The organism is Porphyromonas asaccharolytica DSM 20707 (genome assembly GCF_000212375.1).
GTDB classification, from domain to species: domain Bacteria; phylum Bacteroidota; class Bacteroidia; order Bacteroidales; family Porphyromonadaceae; genus Porphyromonas; species Porphyromonas asaccharolytica.
In genome coordinates, this window is record NC_015501.1 from 1,739,086 (window position 1) to 1,754,591 (window position 15,506).

Annotated in this window: 12 protein-coding genes; 5 read left to right on the forward strand and 7 right to left on the reverse strand. The window is 53.4% G+C overall.

The window, feature by feature from the left end:
• Positions 1–292 precede the first annotated feature (292 nt).
• The 5 genes from PORAS_RS06710 (at position 293) to recG (ending at position 6,486) form a co-directional block, all read left to right on the forward strand.
• Positions 293–1,315 (forward strand): beta-ketoacyl-ACP synthase III, encoded by a 1,023-nt coding sequence (locus tag PORAS_RS06710; RefSeq protein WP_013760670.1) that lies wholly within the window; start codon positions 293–295, stop codon positions 1,313–1,315.
• Positions 1,287–2,207, forward strand: a complete 921-nt coding sequence (era, locus tag PORAS_RS06715; RefSeq protein ID WP_004330604.1) for a GTPase Era — start codon at positions 1,287–1,289, stop codon at positions 2,205–2,207. The genes PORAS_RS06710 and era overlap by 29 nt, the downstream gene beginning before the upstream one ends.
• 72 nt (positions 2,208–2,279) lie before the next feature.
• Positions 2,280–3,590, forward strand: a complete 1,311-nt coding sequence (der, locus tag PORAS_RS06720) for a ribosome biogenesis GTPase Der (protein WP_013760671.1) — start codon at positions 2,280–2,282, stop codon at positions 3,588–3,590.
• 27 nt (positions 3,591–3,617) lie between these two features.
• The gene (locus PORAS_RS06725) at positions 3,618–4,370 is read left to right on the forward strand and encodes an IspD/TarI family cytidylyltransferase (RefSeq protein ID WP_013760672.1); all 753 of its coding nucleotides are present in this window, start codon (positions 3,618–3,620) and stop codon (positions 4,368–4,370) included.
• A 1-nt stretch (position 4,371) separates the two neighbouring features.
• On the forward strand, positions 4,372–6,486 hold the full coding sequence (recG, locus tag PORAS_RS06730; protein ID WP_342626111.1) for an ATP-dependent DNA helicase RecG: 2,115 nt from the start codon (positions 4,372–4,374) through the stop codon (positions 6,484–6,486).
• Positions 6,487–6,776: 290 nt separating this feature from the next.
• Here recG and hutH read toward each other — a convergent pair whose 3' ends face one another.
• The 7 genes from hutH to PORAS_RS06765 all read right to left on the reverse strand — a co-directional run bounded on the left by hutH (position 6,777) and on the right by PORAS_RS06765 (position 15,285).
• Positions 6,777–8,276 (reverse strand): histidine ammonia-lyase, encoded by a 1,500-nt coding sequence (hutH, locus tag PORAS_RS06735; RefSeq protein ID WP_004331143.1) that lies wholly within the window; start codon positions 8,274–8,276, stop codon positions 6,777–6,779.
• A 6-nt stretch (positions 8,277–8,282) separates the two neighbouring features.
• The gene (locus PORAS_RS06740) at positions 8,283–8,918 is read right to left on the reverse strand and encodes a cyclodeaminase/cyclohydrolase family protein (protein ID WP_004331140.1); all 636 of its coding nucleotides are present in this window, start codon (positions 8,916–8,918) and stop codon (positions 8,283–8,285) included.
• A 60-nt stretch (positions 8,919–8,978) separates the two neighbouring features.
• The gene (hutI, locus tag PORAS_RS06745; protein WP_013760674.1) at positions 8,979–10,253 is read right to left on the reverse strand and encodes an imidazolonepropionase; all 1,275 of its coding nucleotides are present in this window, start codon (positions 10,251–10,253) and stop codon (positions 8,979–8,981) included.
• 48 nt (positions 10,254–10,301) lie between these two features.
• Positions 10,302–10,667 (reverse strand): four helix bundle protein, encoded by a 366-nt coding sequence (locus PORAS_RS06750; protein ID WP_004331135.1) that lies wholly within the window; start codon positions 10,665–10,667, stop codon positions 10,302–10,304.
• 45 nt (positions 10,668–10,712) lie between these two features.
• Positions 10,713–11,618 (reverse strand): glutamate formimidoyltransferase, encoded by a 906-nt coding sequence (gene ftcD, locus PORAS_RS06755; RefSeq protein ID WP_004331145.1) that lies wholly within the window; start codon positions 11,616–11,618, stop codon positions 10,713–10,715.
• 138 nt (positions 11,619–11,756) lie between these two features.
• Positions 11,757–14,264 carry a bifunctional UDP-N-acetylmuramoyl-tripeptide:D-alanyl-D-alanine ligase/alanine racemase gene (locus tag PORAS_RS06760; protein ID WP_013760675.1) on the reverse strand — a complete coding sequence of 836 codons (2,508 nt, stop codon included), beginning with the start codon at positions 14,262–14,264 and terminating at the stop codon, positions 11,757–11,759.
• Between the two features lie 19 nt (positions 14,265–14,283).
• Positions 14,284–15,285 carry a GSCFA domain-containing protein gene (locus PORAS_RS06765; protein WP_013760676.1) on the reverse strand — a complete coding sequence of 334 codons (1,002 nt, stop codon included), beginning with the start codon at positions 15,283–15,285 and terminating at the stop codon, positions 14,284–14,286.
• Positions 15,286–15,506 lie beyond the last annotated feature (221 nt).

Below are 15,506 nucleotides of genomic sequence, written 5' to 3' on the forward strand. Positions count from 1 at the left end.
AAAACTAAATTTCCAAGGGGGGAAAGTTGAGTTTCCAAGGGAGGAAAGTTGAATTTCCAAGGGAGGAAAGCGAAAGCGTCCACGGAGGGTTTAGCCGCCGTCCACCGAGATGCTTGTCTAATTAGAGGATACAACACGGCGATATCTCACTGATAGACAATCAGCTATACCTATTTGTCGAGTCACTTTTCGAGATAAACGGCTGAGATATTTCGAGCTAGATGTACGTTCGTTGGTCGATTTTTACTACCTTAGCAACCGAATACCATTTCCGAGTAGTTCCAAATAGTACATGATTTCGACCCAATACAATGCGATGATCACTGCCGTAGGTGCTTACCTACCGGAGGATCGACTGACTAATGCCGACCTAGAGCAGATGGTCGACACCACCGACGAGTGGATTATGACACGTGTAGGCATCAAGGAGCGCCGCATACTCAAGGACAAGAGCCTCGGCGCCTCCTACCTCGCTATCCAAGCTGTTCGCCAGATGTTGGAGCGCTGGAATATAGACCCACTTACCGTAGAAGGTGTCATACTAGCGACGAATACGGCCGACTATCACTTCCCCTCGACCTCTTCAATTGTAGCCTTTGAGACTGGGTGTCGGCACGCTTTTACCTTTGACATCAACTCGGCCTGTCCTAGCTGGCTCTACGCCCTAGAGACAGGTGCTAACTTCATTCGCTCAGGACAGTACAAGCGACTGATCGTCGTGGCTACTGAGAAGATGTCCGCAGCGATTGACTACACCGACCGCCAGACGAGTCCGCTCTTTGGCGACGGCTCAGGATGCGTCCTGCTGGAGCGTACGGAAGATACTTCGCTAGGCGTACAGGATGCCCTCTTCAAAACGGATGGCAATGGACGCTCGCACCTGATCATGAAGTCGGGTGGATCGGCTAGTCCTGCCACAGCGGAGACGGTCGCACGGCGTGAGCACTTTGTCTATCAGGAGGGGCAGCATGTTTTTAAGAATGCAGTCCTCGACATGGCTCGTGTGAGCCGTGAGGTGATGAAGCGCAACCACCTGACCAACGATGATGTCGCTTGGGTCGTACCTCACCAAGCTAATATGCGTATCATCCAGGCGGTCTCGGAGTACACCGGAGTGCCGATGGATAAGGTGATGGTGACCATTCAGAAGTATGGCAACATTTCCTCTGCAACGATACCTATTTGCCTCTGGGAGTATGAGCCTAAGCTCAAGAAGGGCGACAAGCTCATCCTAAGCTCCTTCGGTGCAGGGTACACGTGGGGAGCAGTCTATTTAGTTTGGGGCTATGACGGAGCTACAGCACCTCGCCGGTAAGTCCTTGCCAGAGGGCTACAAGAGCGGCTTCGTGAGTATCGTCGGCAACCCCAATGTGGGTAAGTCGACGCTGATGAACTACCTGGTCGGAGAGCGCATCTCGATCATCACGAGCAAGGCGCAGACGACGCGGCACCGCATCCTAGGCATCGTCAATAGCGACCACATGCAGGTGGTCTACAGCGATACGCCCGGTGTGCTACAGCCTAGCTACAAGCTGCAGGAACGCATGCGTGCTTACTCGGAACAGGCTCTAGAGGATGCCGACCTGCTGCTCTACGTCACCGACACGATGGAGGAGCGAGACAAGCATCACGACTTCGTGGAGCGTGTACAGCGACTCTCCTGCCCGATCATTGTTGTCATTAATAAGGTAGATCTGACTGACCAGAAGCATCTGGAGGAGCTAGTCGACTACTGGCACAGCATCATTCCACAGGCGGAGATTATCCCTGTGTCGGCATTGAGGCAGTTTAACCTAGCTCCGCTCAAGAAGCGCATCGAGGAGCTACTCCCTGTGTCGCCGCCTTACTTCGAGCAGGATGCTCTGACCGATCGGCCAGCACGCTTCTTCGTCTCGGAGATCATCCGCGAGAAGGCGCTCCAGTACTATCACCAGGAGGTGCCGTACGCTGTGGAGGTAGTCGTAGAGGAGTTTGTCGAGAGTCCCGACCGGATCGACATGCGCTGCGTGATCCTCGTAGAGCGTGAGTCGCAAAAGGGAATCATCATCGGGCACAAAGGCTCAGCCATCAAGCGCCTAGGCACCTCGGCACGAAAAGATCTAGAGCGATTCTTTGACAAGCATATCCACCTGACACTATTGGTTCGTGTGGATAAGGATTGGCGTCAGAGCGATCAAGCATTGACACAGTTCGGCTATGACATCTAGCCGATGAGCTGCTTTTGACGCACCTATTTACATACTAAGCAGACTGACATAGTCTATAAGAGACATCAAGCTATGAGTAATCTAGTAGCCATCGTAGGACGCCCCAATGTGGGCAAGAGTACCCTCTTCAATCGTCTGACCCGCTCCCGCCAAGCGATCGTCACAGAGGAGGCGGGTACGACACGTGACCGACAGTATGGTCACGTCACTTGGTGCGAGCGTACCTTTTCGATTGTAGACACAGGCGGATGGGTCTTGCGCAGCGACGATGTCTTCGAGGAGGAGATCAATAAGCAGGTGCGCATAGCGGTTGAAGAGGCTGACCTGATACTCTTTGTCGTAGATATACTCAACGGCGTAACCGATCTAGACGACGAGATAGCTCTGATGCTCCGACAGACCAACAAGCCTGTCATACTGGTTGCCAATAAGGCGGACAACTTCACCCAGCACAACGATGCAGCGGAGTTTTACACCCTAGGCATTGGCGACCCCTACCCTATCTCGGCGATCAACGGCTCCTCGACGGGCGATCTCCTAGACCATATCTTAGAGCTACTCCCTAAGGAGGGCAATCATGAGCCTCTCCTTGAGCTGCCTCGCTTTGCGATCGTGGGCAGACCAAATGCGGGTAAGTCTTCACTCCTTAACGCTCTCATCGGTGAGGAGCGAAACATCGTCACTGACCGCTCTGGCACGACGCGTGACAGCATCTTTGCTGAGTACGACAAGTTCAACCAGCACTTCTACCTCGTTGATACAGCGGGCATCCGCAAGAAGGGCAAGGTCAACGAAGACCTCGAGTATTACTCGGTGATCCGTGCTATCCGTGCTATCGAAAATGCTGATGTATGCATCATGCTGATCGATGCCACGAGAGGTATTGAGGCTCAAGATGCCAACATCTTTCGTGTGATCCAGCGCAACAACAAGGGGCTTGTCGTTTGCGTCAATAAGTGGGACCTCGTCGAGGACAAGAGCATGCCCGTGCAGCGCACTATGGAGGAGGCGATCCGTGCGCGGTTTGCCCCCTTTACCGACTTCCCTATTATCTTCATCTCAGCACTCAATAAGCAGCGCATCCTGAAGGTGATCGAGACGGCACAGCATGTCTACGATATGCGCTCGACCCGCATCCCGACACACCAGCTCAACCAAGTACTACTACCTCTGATCGAGAAGACTCCTCCACCCTCTATCAAGGGTAAGTACATCAAGATCAAATTCGTACAGCAGCTCCCCACGGCGGTCCCGTCTTTTGCTTTTTATGCGAACCTGCCCCAATGGGTACGCGAGCCGTACAAGCGTTTTCTCGAAAATCAAATCCGCAAGAACTGGGACTTCTGCGGTACTCCGATCAACATCTTCCTCAGAGAGAAGTAACCCTCCTCTTGACCACCTACTACAAATATGGAGCAAGTAATAACTGCGTCAGATCATATTAAAAGATATCTCATCATCCCTTCTGGAGGGTCAGGCGTCCGTATGGGTGCTGAACTACCCAAGCAATACATCCGACTAGGAGGCAAAACAATCCTTCAGCACACCATAGAGGCTCTAGCGAAGCATGTGGACTACATCGTCCTCGGCATATCTTACGACTACCGTATCATCGTTGAGGACATGCTCCAAACGATGGGTCTTGCCGACCGTGTCCATCTGACTGTCGCTGGCAGAAGACGATTTGATACCGTCCAGAGAGCTCTGCGTGTCGTTCCTGACGGAGTACTCGTTGGTATACACGATGCGGTACGACCTTTTGTCTCTGGAGCGGTCGTGAACAAATGCTACGAAGAGGCTCAACGAGTGGGTGCCGCTGTGCCTGTGCTACAGCTCACGGAGAGCTTGCGCTATCTACCCGAAGATGGCAAACAGCCGCAGCCTTCACAAGCAATAAACCGTAGTCACTACCGCTTGGTGCGTACGCCTCAGGTCTTCTGGTCCGAGCGCATCAAGGAGGCTTACCAGCAGCCCTTTCAGGAGAGTTTCACCGACGACTGCTCTGTCTATGATCAGCTCTACAGCGATCTTGCCTTAGTACCTGACACTACGGAGAATATCAAGATCACAACGCCTGATCAGCTCTACTGGGGTGAGCATCTCCTGTCTATATCCCGTCAGGAGCGCTTACGCCTCACCAAGAAACTCCTTTCGAGTAGATAGACTGTCCCCCGCCCATACTGCTATGAGCTTCTTGACCACCCCCTTAGCAGATCTTCCTGGACTGGGAACCAAGCGGGCTCAGCTAATAGCCGAAGAGCTTGATCTACACACCTATCGGGACCTGCTCTACTACATCCCCTACCGCTATGCTGACCGGCGGGTCATCTATCCCATAGGGACACTCACACCCTCTATGACTGAGGTACAGGTCGAGGGGATCTTACAGCCCTTTAGCGCACCCTCGCTGGGACGCAAGAGCAACCTCTCGGCACGCCTTATGGACGACACGGGCGAGTTACTATTGGTTTGGTTCAAAGGGCACAACTACATACAGCGTGCGCTCACCCCGGGCTGCAAATATATCGTCTACGGCAAGCTACAGCTCTTCAACAATCAGCTGCAGATCACACATCCAGAGATCAAACCTGCAGACAAGCCAAGCCCATCCGTCGGAGGGTACCAACCAGTCTACCGAACTACTGAGCGGCTCAAGCGTGCCCGCATCGACTCCGCTTTCTTAGGTCGCTACATAGACCAGCTTCTCCAGAGCCCTTACTTCTCCATTCCCGAGACGCTCTCCGAGCCACTTGTAGCGCACCGTCATCTAGCACCTCTCCAGACTGCTATCAGGTGGATTCATCACCCACAGAGTGTCGAGCAGGCGCAGGTGGCTAAGTTCAGACTGAAGTACGACGAACTCTTTTACCTCAACCTCTACCTGCGTCGCCTAGCCGTCATGCAGCGTATGCGCTACGAGGGCTACCGCTTAGATCAGGTGGGCAAGCTCTTCAACGGCCTATACTACGCACTACCCTACGACCTCACGGGAGCGCAAAAGCGGGTCCTCCGTGAGATACGTCGGGACACCAACTCGGGAGCTCAGATGAATCGCCTCCTGCAGGGGGACGTGGGCAGCGGCAAGACCCTCGTCGCACTCTTTGCTATGCTCCTAGCCGTAGACAATGGCTACCAAGCCTGCATGCTCGCCCCCACGGAGATCCTAGCGCAGCAACACTACGAGACTATCTCCGAGTTCGTCGAGGGGCTAGACGTTTCCATAGCGCTCCTCACAGGGAGCAGCAAGACGCGAGAGCGACGTGAGACCCTGTCCGCCCTAGCCAATGGCAGCCTCTCCATCTTGATCGGCACACACGCTATATTAGAGGAGCGGGTCGCCTTTCACAAGCTTGGCATGGCCGTCATCGACGAGCAGCACCGCTTTGGCGTAGCCCAGCGTTCCAAGCTTTGGGGCAAGAATGTGCTGACCCTCCCCCACATACTCGTCATGAGTGCCACCCCGATACCCCGCACCCTAGCCATGACGATGTATGGCGACCTCGAGGTCTCGGTCATAGACGAGATGCCCCCTGGACGTAAACCGATCACCACCGTCCAGATAGCAGAAAAGAAGAAAAAAACGCTCTACAGCCTCATCAACGAAACGATCAATCGTGGACAGCAGATCTACGTCGTCTTCCCTATGATCGAAGGAACCGAGGAGTCTGACTTTGCCAATCTAGAGGTGGGCTACAAGGAGTACGTAGAGCGCTTTGGCGAAGAGCGAGTCGTCTACGTTCACGGACGACTCAGCGCTGAGGACAAGGCGGAGCAGATGGAGCGCTTTGCCTCGGGTGAGGTGCCGATACTCCTTGCCACGACGGTCATAGAGGTGGGCGTCAACGTGCCAAACGCTACGGTTATGGTGATCAACGATGCACAGCGCTTCGGACTGGCACAGCTACATCAGCTGCGGGGGCGTGTGGGGCGTGGTGGCGACAAGAGCTACTGTATCCTCGTCACGCCCGACGACCTGCAGGGCGATGCCAAGCAACGCATCGACACGATGGTCGCCACGCAAGACGGATTCAAAATTGCCGAGGAGGATATGCGCCTACGAGGCTTCGGACAGATGGAGGGGACACGGCAGAGCGGTACTCTAGCGGGCATCCGCATAGCCGACCCCGTGGCAGACTACAACCTCCTAGCCCTCACGCGACTAGACGTCAACTACCTCCTCGACTACAGCCCTCTCCTCGACAAGCCCGACACAGAGCTCTACCGCATCAACCTCGAACGCATCCACCCCAACGCACACCACTGGGGACAAATCAGCTAATTCCCAGCACCCATTAATTAAAGATGCACTGAGCGTCTCTCTGTAGTTTCCACGCGTCTCAACAGACCATAAAGAAGCGCGACACAACAACAAGTCTCAATCTGTAGGACACACTGTAGGTAATTCTAGCTTTCCACGAAATCATTGATAGTCGCTTCTCGGACACGCCACAAGCGCTATCAGGCTATGGCAAACAAAATGAGCGTGCTGACTATGGAGGTCAACACGCTCACGGTTGGGGTGTAGTGTGAGGGGCGATGCCCCCCTACACTATTCCTTATAACAAGTGCTTACTCAAAGGGGAAGGTCTTGATGAGCTCCTCAGCCTTGTTCATCTGCTCGTACATGACGACGTCATCCTCGACACGAGGACATACCTTGCGGAAGCTAGCGAGGAAGCCCTCGAGACGCTCCGAGGTCTTCATAGGACGACGGAACTCGATCGCCTGAGCTGCATTGAGTAGCTCGATACCGAAGAGACGATAGAGGTTGGCGATGAGAGGCATCAGCTTCGTCGCTGCGTTGGCTCCCATAGAGACGTGATCCTCCTGACCATTGCTGGAGACGATGCTGTCGCTAGCTGCTGAGTGGCAGTACATCTTGTTCTGGCTAACCATAGCGGCTGCTGCATACTGCGGGATCATGAAGCCACTGTTGAGTCCAGGGTTGGCAACGAGGAACTCAGGCAGGTCGCGTAGACCGAGAATGAGCTGAGCGACACGACGCTCTGAGATATTGCCTAGCTCAGCGAGTGCTATAGCGAGGAAGTCGTAGACGATCGCTAGAGGCTGGCCATGGAAGTTACCACCTGATACAACCATATCGTCATCGGGGAAGACGGTGGGATTGTCCGTAACAGAGTTGATCTCAGTCTCGACGACACTGCGCACGTAAGCGATAGCGTCACGCGAAGCTCCGTGAACCTGTGGCACACAACGGAAGCTATATGGATCCTGTACCTGGGGCTTGGGCTTAGCAATCATCTCGCTGCCCTTGAGTAGCTCACGCATATGGGCTGCGACCTGTATCTGTCCCTGGTGTGGACGTATCTGGTGCAGACGATCATCGTAGGGAGCGTCTAGTCCAGCGAATGCCTCTAGTGAGAGTGCTGCGCACCAGTCGGCGGCTAGCTTGAGGCGCTCTGCCTGTATGAGGGCATAGACACCGTGTGAACTCATAAACTGAGTACCATTGAGCAGGGCCAGACCCTCTTTGCTCTTGAGCTTGATGGGCTCCCAGCCGAACTTGCCGAGGACCTCGCAGGAGGGAAGCTTCTCTCCCTTGTAGCGTACCTCGCCGTAACCGATGAGCGGTAGGAAGAGGTTGGCTAGAGGAGCTAAGTCGCCTGAAGCACCTAGCGAACCGCGATCATAGACGACGGGTAGGACATCCGCATTGAGCATGTCAACGATGCGCTGTACGGTTTCTACCTGTACACCACTATTGCCGATCTGCAGAGCATGAGCCTTCAGGAGGAGCATAAGGCGAATAATGGGGGCTGCGACCTCGTCACCACAGCTACAAGCGTGGCTCTTGACGATGTTTTCCTGAAGCTTGGTGAGCTGATCAGGTGAGATCGTGCGGTTACAGAGTGAACCGAAGCCCGTGGTGACACCGTAGATAGGCTTGTCGACCTCCTCGACCTTGCGGTCTAGGTAGTTGCGACAGTGCTCGATACGCTTGATAGCCTCTGGTGAGAGGGTTAGCTCGAAGTGGTTCTCTAGATACTCTCGGCATAGCTCGATGGTGAGCTGCTCGCTACCGATGGCGAATGATTTACGTGCTGACATGTTTCTTTATTTGCAAGCTTCCTTAGTATACTCTATGACCTTAGCCTCACGCTCGATCACCTCACGCTCGAGACGATCAGCCTCAGCGGTCATGTCTGCGACGTACTGCTCATCCTTGATGGAGGTTAGGTTGATGCGTACGTTAAAGAGTGCCCCGATGATCGCATTGCGTGCAGACATCATAGCGACACAGCCATCGGTGACGGCGTTTTGGTTACCATTGGAGACGACCTCCTCGATATCACTTAGCAGGCTGTAGACACGGCGAGCTACCTCCATAGGTACGTTGGCAGCAATCTTGGTAGCCTCTTGAATCTGGGCAGAGCGTGCTGCCTTCTGCTCGTCAGTCTCTTTGGGCATTTGGAAAGCTGCAAAGACAACGTTGTAAGCCTCGCTATCACGATCTACATCTAGGATCAACTGGTGACGGATCTCCTGCACACGCTCGACGAGTTGCTTCATCTGCTCCTCGACCTCGGCATACTTCTTCTTGCCAATGGTGAGTCCTGCGACCATCTCCGTGAGAGCGGCTGCGATGGAACCACAAAGTGCTGAGATGCTACCACCTCCAGGTACAGGATCTTTGCCTGCAGTAGTGTCAAGAAAACCCTTGACGGTCAAGTCTGTTAGACTATTATTCATAGAATGATTGAGATTGTTTGTTAGTTAATTAGCTGGGGTGCGACTAACCTTGCTAGAACGCTAGACGCTGGGTGTGGGGGTCACAAGTTTGTTTTCGTAAACGGTACCCGCCTTAATGGTGGCTCGTACGAGGTTGACACCAAAGTGGTAGGAGAGGAACTTGTACGAGGGGAAGCGTAGGAGTGCTAAGTCACCCGCCTTGCCTACCTCGATGCTACCTATCTGATCCGCACGACCGATGGCAGCAGCGCCATTGAGCGTGAGTGCGGTGACGGCCTCCTCGACGGTCATACCCATATAGATAGTTGCTAGAGCAAACATCAATGGGATGGAGGAACTGAAGCAGCTTCCTGGATTGAGGTCAGAAGCCACGGCTACAGCGCAGCCTGCATCGATCATACGACGTGCTGGCGCATACTTTTCGCCTAGGCTGAAGGCGGTACAGGGGAGGCAGGTAGCCACCGTGTCGCTCTGAGCCAATGCTTGGATACCTTTATCAGAGATCTGTAGTAGGTGATCCGCAGAGAGACATCCTAGCTCGGCTGCTAGCTCAGCACCGCCGAAAGAGACGATCTCATCGGCATGCATCTTGACCTTGAGTCCCAGCTCCTTAGCACGAGTCAAGAGGATGCGTGTCTGCTCATGGTCGAAGACTCCTTTCTCTGTAAAGATGTCGCAGCACTCTGCCAAGCCTCGCTCTACGACTACTGGCATGACCGTGTCACAGAGGTAGTGAATGAAGTCTGTGGAGCAACCCTTGTACTCGGGCGGGGTGTCGTGAGCTCCCATGAAAGTGGGATAAAGGTCTATCGGGTGCTGCTCCTGTAGCGTCCGAATGACCTCTAGCTGCTTGATCTCTGTGTCAAGCTCCATACCATAGCCACTCTTAGCCTCAACGGTCGTGACACCCATAGATAGCATGGCGTCTAGATGTGCAGAGGCACGCTGGGTGAGTTCCTCAGCCGTTGCGCTGCGGGTAGCCTTCATCGTGTTAGCTATACCCCCACCACGCTCCATGATGCTCATATAGCTGTCGCCAGCTAGTCGCCACTGGAACTCGTCCTCACGGTAGCCCCCGAAGATGAGGTGGGTGTGACTATCGACGAAGCCTGGCAGGACGCACCCGCCCTGAGCGTCATAAGCGACGCAGTCGGTATGGTCTACTTGCTCAGCTTCTAGCATGGTTCCGACGAAGGCTATCTTGCCTTGTCGTACGATGATGGCGGCTGGTCCCTCGATGACTCCGATCTGGCGCATCGCTTCAGCACCGTGCTGTGCGGTAGAGCCTGGACGGGTCACGATCTGACCGATGTTGTATAGATAGAGATTGGACATTAGATTTTAGAAGTTAGAGGTTAGAGGTTAGAAGTTAGAGGTTAGAAATTAAAGGTTAGACTTTAGAGATTTAATGAGACCTGCAAGCATACGCCCTACTTCGTCAGAGAGGCTCAGAGTCTCTTTTAGCTGAGTCTCTGAGAGGTAGCCTATGCGTAGACAAAGCTCTAGCTGTGTCTCTAGCTCTGCTCGAGAACCTTGCGCTATGTGTAGGAAGTGATTCGTATCCCTCTTACTTTCTCTTGCATTCCCCTCTGCAATATTAGAGGGGATGGAGATAGCCGACCGTCTCATTTGGTCTGAGAGCGCATACTTCTCTTCCAGCGGTAGTTGGCGTATAAGATTATAGACATCTATGGTCAGTTGCATGGCTTTCTGCCAAACGATCAAGTCTCTATAATCCTTGCCTGCCACTCTAACTTCTAATCTCTAATCTCTAACCTCTAATTTCTCTTTGTACTACTCCATCATGCGGAGCTCCAGGATCTGGGTCTCGCAGAAGTTCTCAATGCCGAGGTAGTACTCAGCGCAGTCGATGAGTGCCTTCATAGGTACGAGGCCGATGACCTCAGCGCCAACGATCTCGACACCATAGCGACGAGCCTCCATACGTACCATCTCGTGAGCACGATAGACGGCTGTCTTGGTGTAGTCAGTGAGGTTCATAGAGACCTGTACGATGTGTCTATCGGTTAGCTCTACACCCATAGCCTTGCAGAAGCGTAGACCGCCACCGATGTGACGTACCTTCTTAGCAATCGCATCAGCGATAGAGAGGTCAGAGGTGTTGAGGTTGACATTGTAAGCAACAAGTGGCATACGAGCACCGACAGCTACGACACCTGCTGTGGGGTGAATGTCAGCTGGACCAAAGTCTGGGTGCCACTCATCCTCGTGGATCTTCTCAGCCATACCCTCGAACTGTCCCTTGCGGATCTTAGCGAGGTTCTCACGATGAGGAGCTGAGGCGCTCTTCTCATAGAGGAAGACGGGTACACCGATGCGCTCGCCGATCTCCTTACCGACCTCCTTAGAGAGCTCGATAGCCTCCTCCATCTCCATATTGCGAATGGGGATAAAGGGGATAACGTCGACAGCGCCCATACGTGGGTGCTGACCCTCGTGCTTGGTCATATCGATCACCTTAACAGCGATCTCGACAGCCTCGAGGACAGACTTGCGGACAGCCTCAGGCTCGCCCATGACGGTCACCACGCAACGGTTGTGATCCTCGTCATTACTGTAGTCTAGGAGCTTAACCCCCTCAGTTGCTCTAAAGGGTTGTACAATCTGCTCAATCTTTGCTTTGTCACGTCCCTCGCTAAAGTTGGGGACACACTCTACGATCTTTGTCTGGATAGCCATTGTATTATCTATTTATAGTGTTGTGTTTTGATATCTTGGTAAGCCTTTTCGATAGGTCTCCTCAAACATTCCGCTAAGTTACTGATTATTTGAAGTACTGTCAAGCTTTTCAAGAGGAAAATAGTACTAAAGTGTGCGTTAACTCTTGTAGTAAGTGCGCTTGATACGCGGTGAGAGCTTAGAGATGACTTCGTATGGTATAGTGCCTATACGCTCTGCAAGGTCACTCACCTGTAAGCCTGGCACGCCGAAGATGATCACTTCGTCACCCTCTGCTACCTTACCCTGCAGTGGCGAGAGGTCGACCATGCAGGTATCCATACAGACGTTGCCCACGATCGGACAGAGCGTGTCGTGAATCATAACGCTCCCTACGCCACAGCTAAAGCGTCTGTCATAGCCATCAGCATAACCAATAGGTATGATGCCGATTTGCCCGCCAGGGGCAACCTGCCCACGTCGTCCGTAGCCGATAGTCTCCCCGTCAGGGATCGTCTTGATCTGTAGGAGCGTGGTGCGTAGCTTAGCGACAGGCTCGAGGGTGAGACTACCCGTAGCACTAATACCATATAGCCCTACTCCTAGACGCGCCATATCGTAGTGATGATGGTTGTATCGCTCGATGCCCGCTGTGTTTTGGACGTGACGCAGAGGACGATAAGAGAGCTGACTCGTAAGGTAGTCGGCACCCTCATCATAGAGGGCAAACTGCTGCTCCGTGAAGTCGCTCATCGTCGGCTCATCGGCAGCTGCTAGGTGTGTAAAGATGCTCTGCACCCGTATCAGTGGCTCCACCTCGTGTAGCGTCTGAGCCAGATGCTCTAGGGTCTCTCTATCTGGCGTGAAACCAGTACGGTGCATGCCTGTGTCTAGCTCGATATGAACAGGATAGTGGCTCAATCCCTGACGCTCCACATGGCGAGCAAACTCACGAAGTATGCGCTCGTTGTAGATCTCAGGCTCTAGGCGACTCTGTGTCATCACCTCAAAGGCCTCGACCTCGGGGTTCATCACGATAATCGGTAGGAGGATCCCTTTGCTGCGTAGCTCCTTGCCTTCGTCAGCTAGTGCCACCGCTAGAGCTGCTAGATCTTGCTGCTCCAGTGCCTTAGCCAGCTCATAAGCTCCTATACCGTAGCCCTGCGCCTTAGCCATAACGATGATCCGTGTCTCAGATGGTAGCAGCGCCTTGTAACTCTTCAGATTGCTCACCAAAGCCTCGAGATCTATCTCTAGCGTGGTCTCGTGCACCTGCTTAGCTAGGTGCTGTACGATACGCTCGAACTGGAACTGTCTAGCCCCCTTGACCAGGATCTCCGCCTGGCTGATGGTGCCGAGCAGGTCATCGGCAAGGAGTTGGTCGGTCGTCTCATAGAAGGCGGTTTTCCCTTCCCCACTCCTCTGGAAGTAGTCCTGATAGTTGCACAGCTCCCGTCCTACACCGATGAAGAGCGTGTGGGGATACTGTGCGATCATCTCCCCTACCTGCTTGTAAAGGTCTCGTGGTAGCTGAGCACTCTGTAAGATATCGGAGAGGATGATCACCGCCTGCTGATGCGAAGTGGCAGTGCGCTGCTTCTGAAAGTCTAGCGCGATACGTAGCGAATTGATGTCGTTATTGTAAGCATCGTTGATCAGGCGATTACCTGCCTGCCCCTCTTTGACCTCTAGTCTCATCTCGATCGCCTCCAGCGTTGCAAAGCGCGCTAGCACCGCCTGGCGCTGAGCCGTAGTAAGTGGCAGAAGACCAATGAGACAGAGACAGTGCGTAGCGTTTTGTATGGAGGCTTGATCCGCAAAGGGAATGGTCACCGTGCTACTCTCGTCCGCATGCTGAGCTGTAATGGTTGTAGTGCAGTCCCCTGAGTGGCTGTAGGAGACGTGATAGTAAGCTTTGCCTGGGGTAAGGCTCCAGCCGATAGCTTTGTCCGAGAGTCCTAGGTTGTCAATTCCTCGCTGTATCTCATCACTGTCGGCATCATAGACAAAGTGGTCAGCATCGACAAAGAGCTGGAGCTTCTCCTCGATTTTCTGATTGAGTGAGACGAAGTTCTCTTGATGCGCAGCCCCAATGTTGGTCAATATACCGAGTGTCGGCCGTATGATACGCTGGAGGCGTAGCATCTCCATAGGCATCGAGATCCCCGCCTCAAAGATAGCGAGCGTATACTCCTCCTCCATATTAAGTATAGAAAGCGGGACGCCTAGCTGCGAGTTGTAGCTCTTTGGCGAGCGTACGATGCGATAGCAACCTGAGAGAAGGTGGTAGAGATATTCCTTGACAACCGTCTTGCCATTGCTTCCCGTGATGCCGATGACTGGGTAGTTGTAGCGCATACGCCAGTGACTAGCGATCTGCTGGAGTGCACGGAGCGTCTCCTGCACCTGTACGATATTAGCATCTGGATAGCGCTCCACATAGGGCTCGATCGGCTCGCAGATGAAGAAGGCACGCACCCCATGTTCATAGAGCTGAGGAATGTATTTATGTCCATCGCCCGAAGCGGTACGCATAGCGAAGAAGAGGCTGTCACTCGGAGAGGTGAGCTTACGACTATCGGTTAGGATATGTCGTATCGGACGCTCATCGACTAGATGCGTCTGGATAGGACGAAGGTACTCAAGGATGTTTTGCAGTGTAGACATTATAGTGTTGTAATAGGGGTCATAACGATTCGATGATGGAGGGTATGCAGAGCTTCTCTCCGTATTGCTCCTGATAGTGTGCTATGCGCTCAGCTATCTGAGTCTGTAGTCGCTCTGCTCCGTGTGGCGTCTTAGGGCGATGCTGTGAGAGCTTGCGCAGACGCTGAGCCGCCTGACGCATCTCCCCCTCACGTGCCTCTTGGCTTGCCCAGTATGCGACGAAGTGATCTGCGATGTAGGCGACAGCTTCATCAGAGGGATGAGTCAAGTCACTAGCGTAAAAGCGGTAGTCCCGCAGTTCGTCATGTAGGATCTCATAAGCGGGGAAGTAGTGGCAGGCTGGTAGCTCACGACAGAGCGTGTCGCAGAGGATACGAAGCTTGCTCTTTGATAAATTGCTCTCCGCCAAGCCGTCCTGTAGGTAGCGTACGGGACTAACCGTGAGTACTACCTGCAGTGGATGCTTTGCAAGGAGCTGAGAGAGTGTCGCAAGCATACGCTCTTGCAAGAGGTCGAGGGTCAGGTCCCGTCTGTCGAAGAGACGTGCGGGGAGTTGCTGGCAATTTGCCACGGCACGGCCATCCTCTGCCAAGTAATAAGCCTGTGTCGTGCCTAGGGTGATCCAGAGCCAGTCCGCCTCCGTTAGTCGGCTGTGAGCTGTATGCCATAGCAGATCGGTCGCCTCATGCACCTCCTCGAGACTCTCACCATAGATCGTACTATGGTGGCGCAGACTATAGTAGAGTCCGTCGCGCTCTATAATATAAGGAGTGTAGTCGGGTCGGTGCTGCTCATCGAGGAGCAGATCCTCTAGCGTATCACAGATGCTGATCGGATTGTAGAGCGTACCATAAGGATTGACTAGTACGTCATACCCTAGATGTCTCATACGCTCGCCTATATGCTCACTAAAGCAGGAGCCAAGCGTCAAGATACGATCCCCATAGCGCCCCGCCATAGCTGTCGGTAGAGGGGCTATCTGAATCGGTGTGAACCACTGTATGGATCGGGAGGTGAGCATCTAGTGAAGTGTCAAGGCGCAGAGCCACCACAAAGGTACAAAAAAGCGAGTAGCACTCGTCTGAGCACTACCCGCAATTCAAGGGGAGTAAAGCATAAATTGCTAGCTTCTCTCGATCTCCACGTAGGAAATCGAAAATCCTCACGTGGAGATTTTTTATTCTCCACGTGGAGGCAAAACATTTCCTCCGAAGTTTCATTTGATTCCTCCGAAGTTTTATT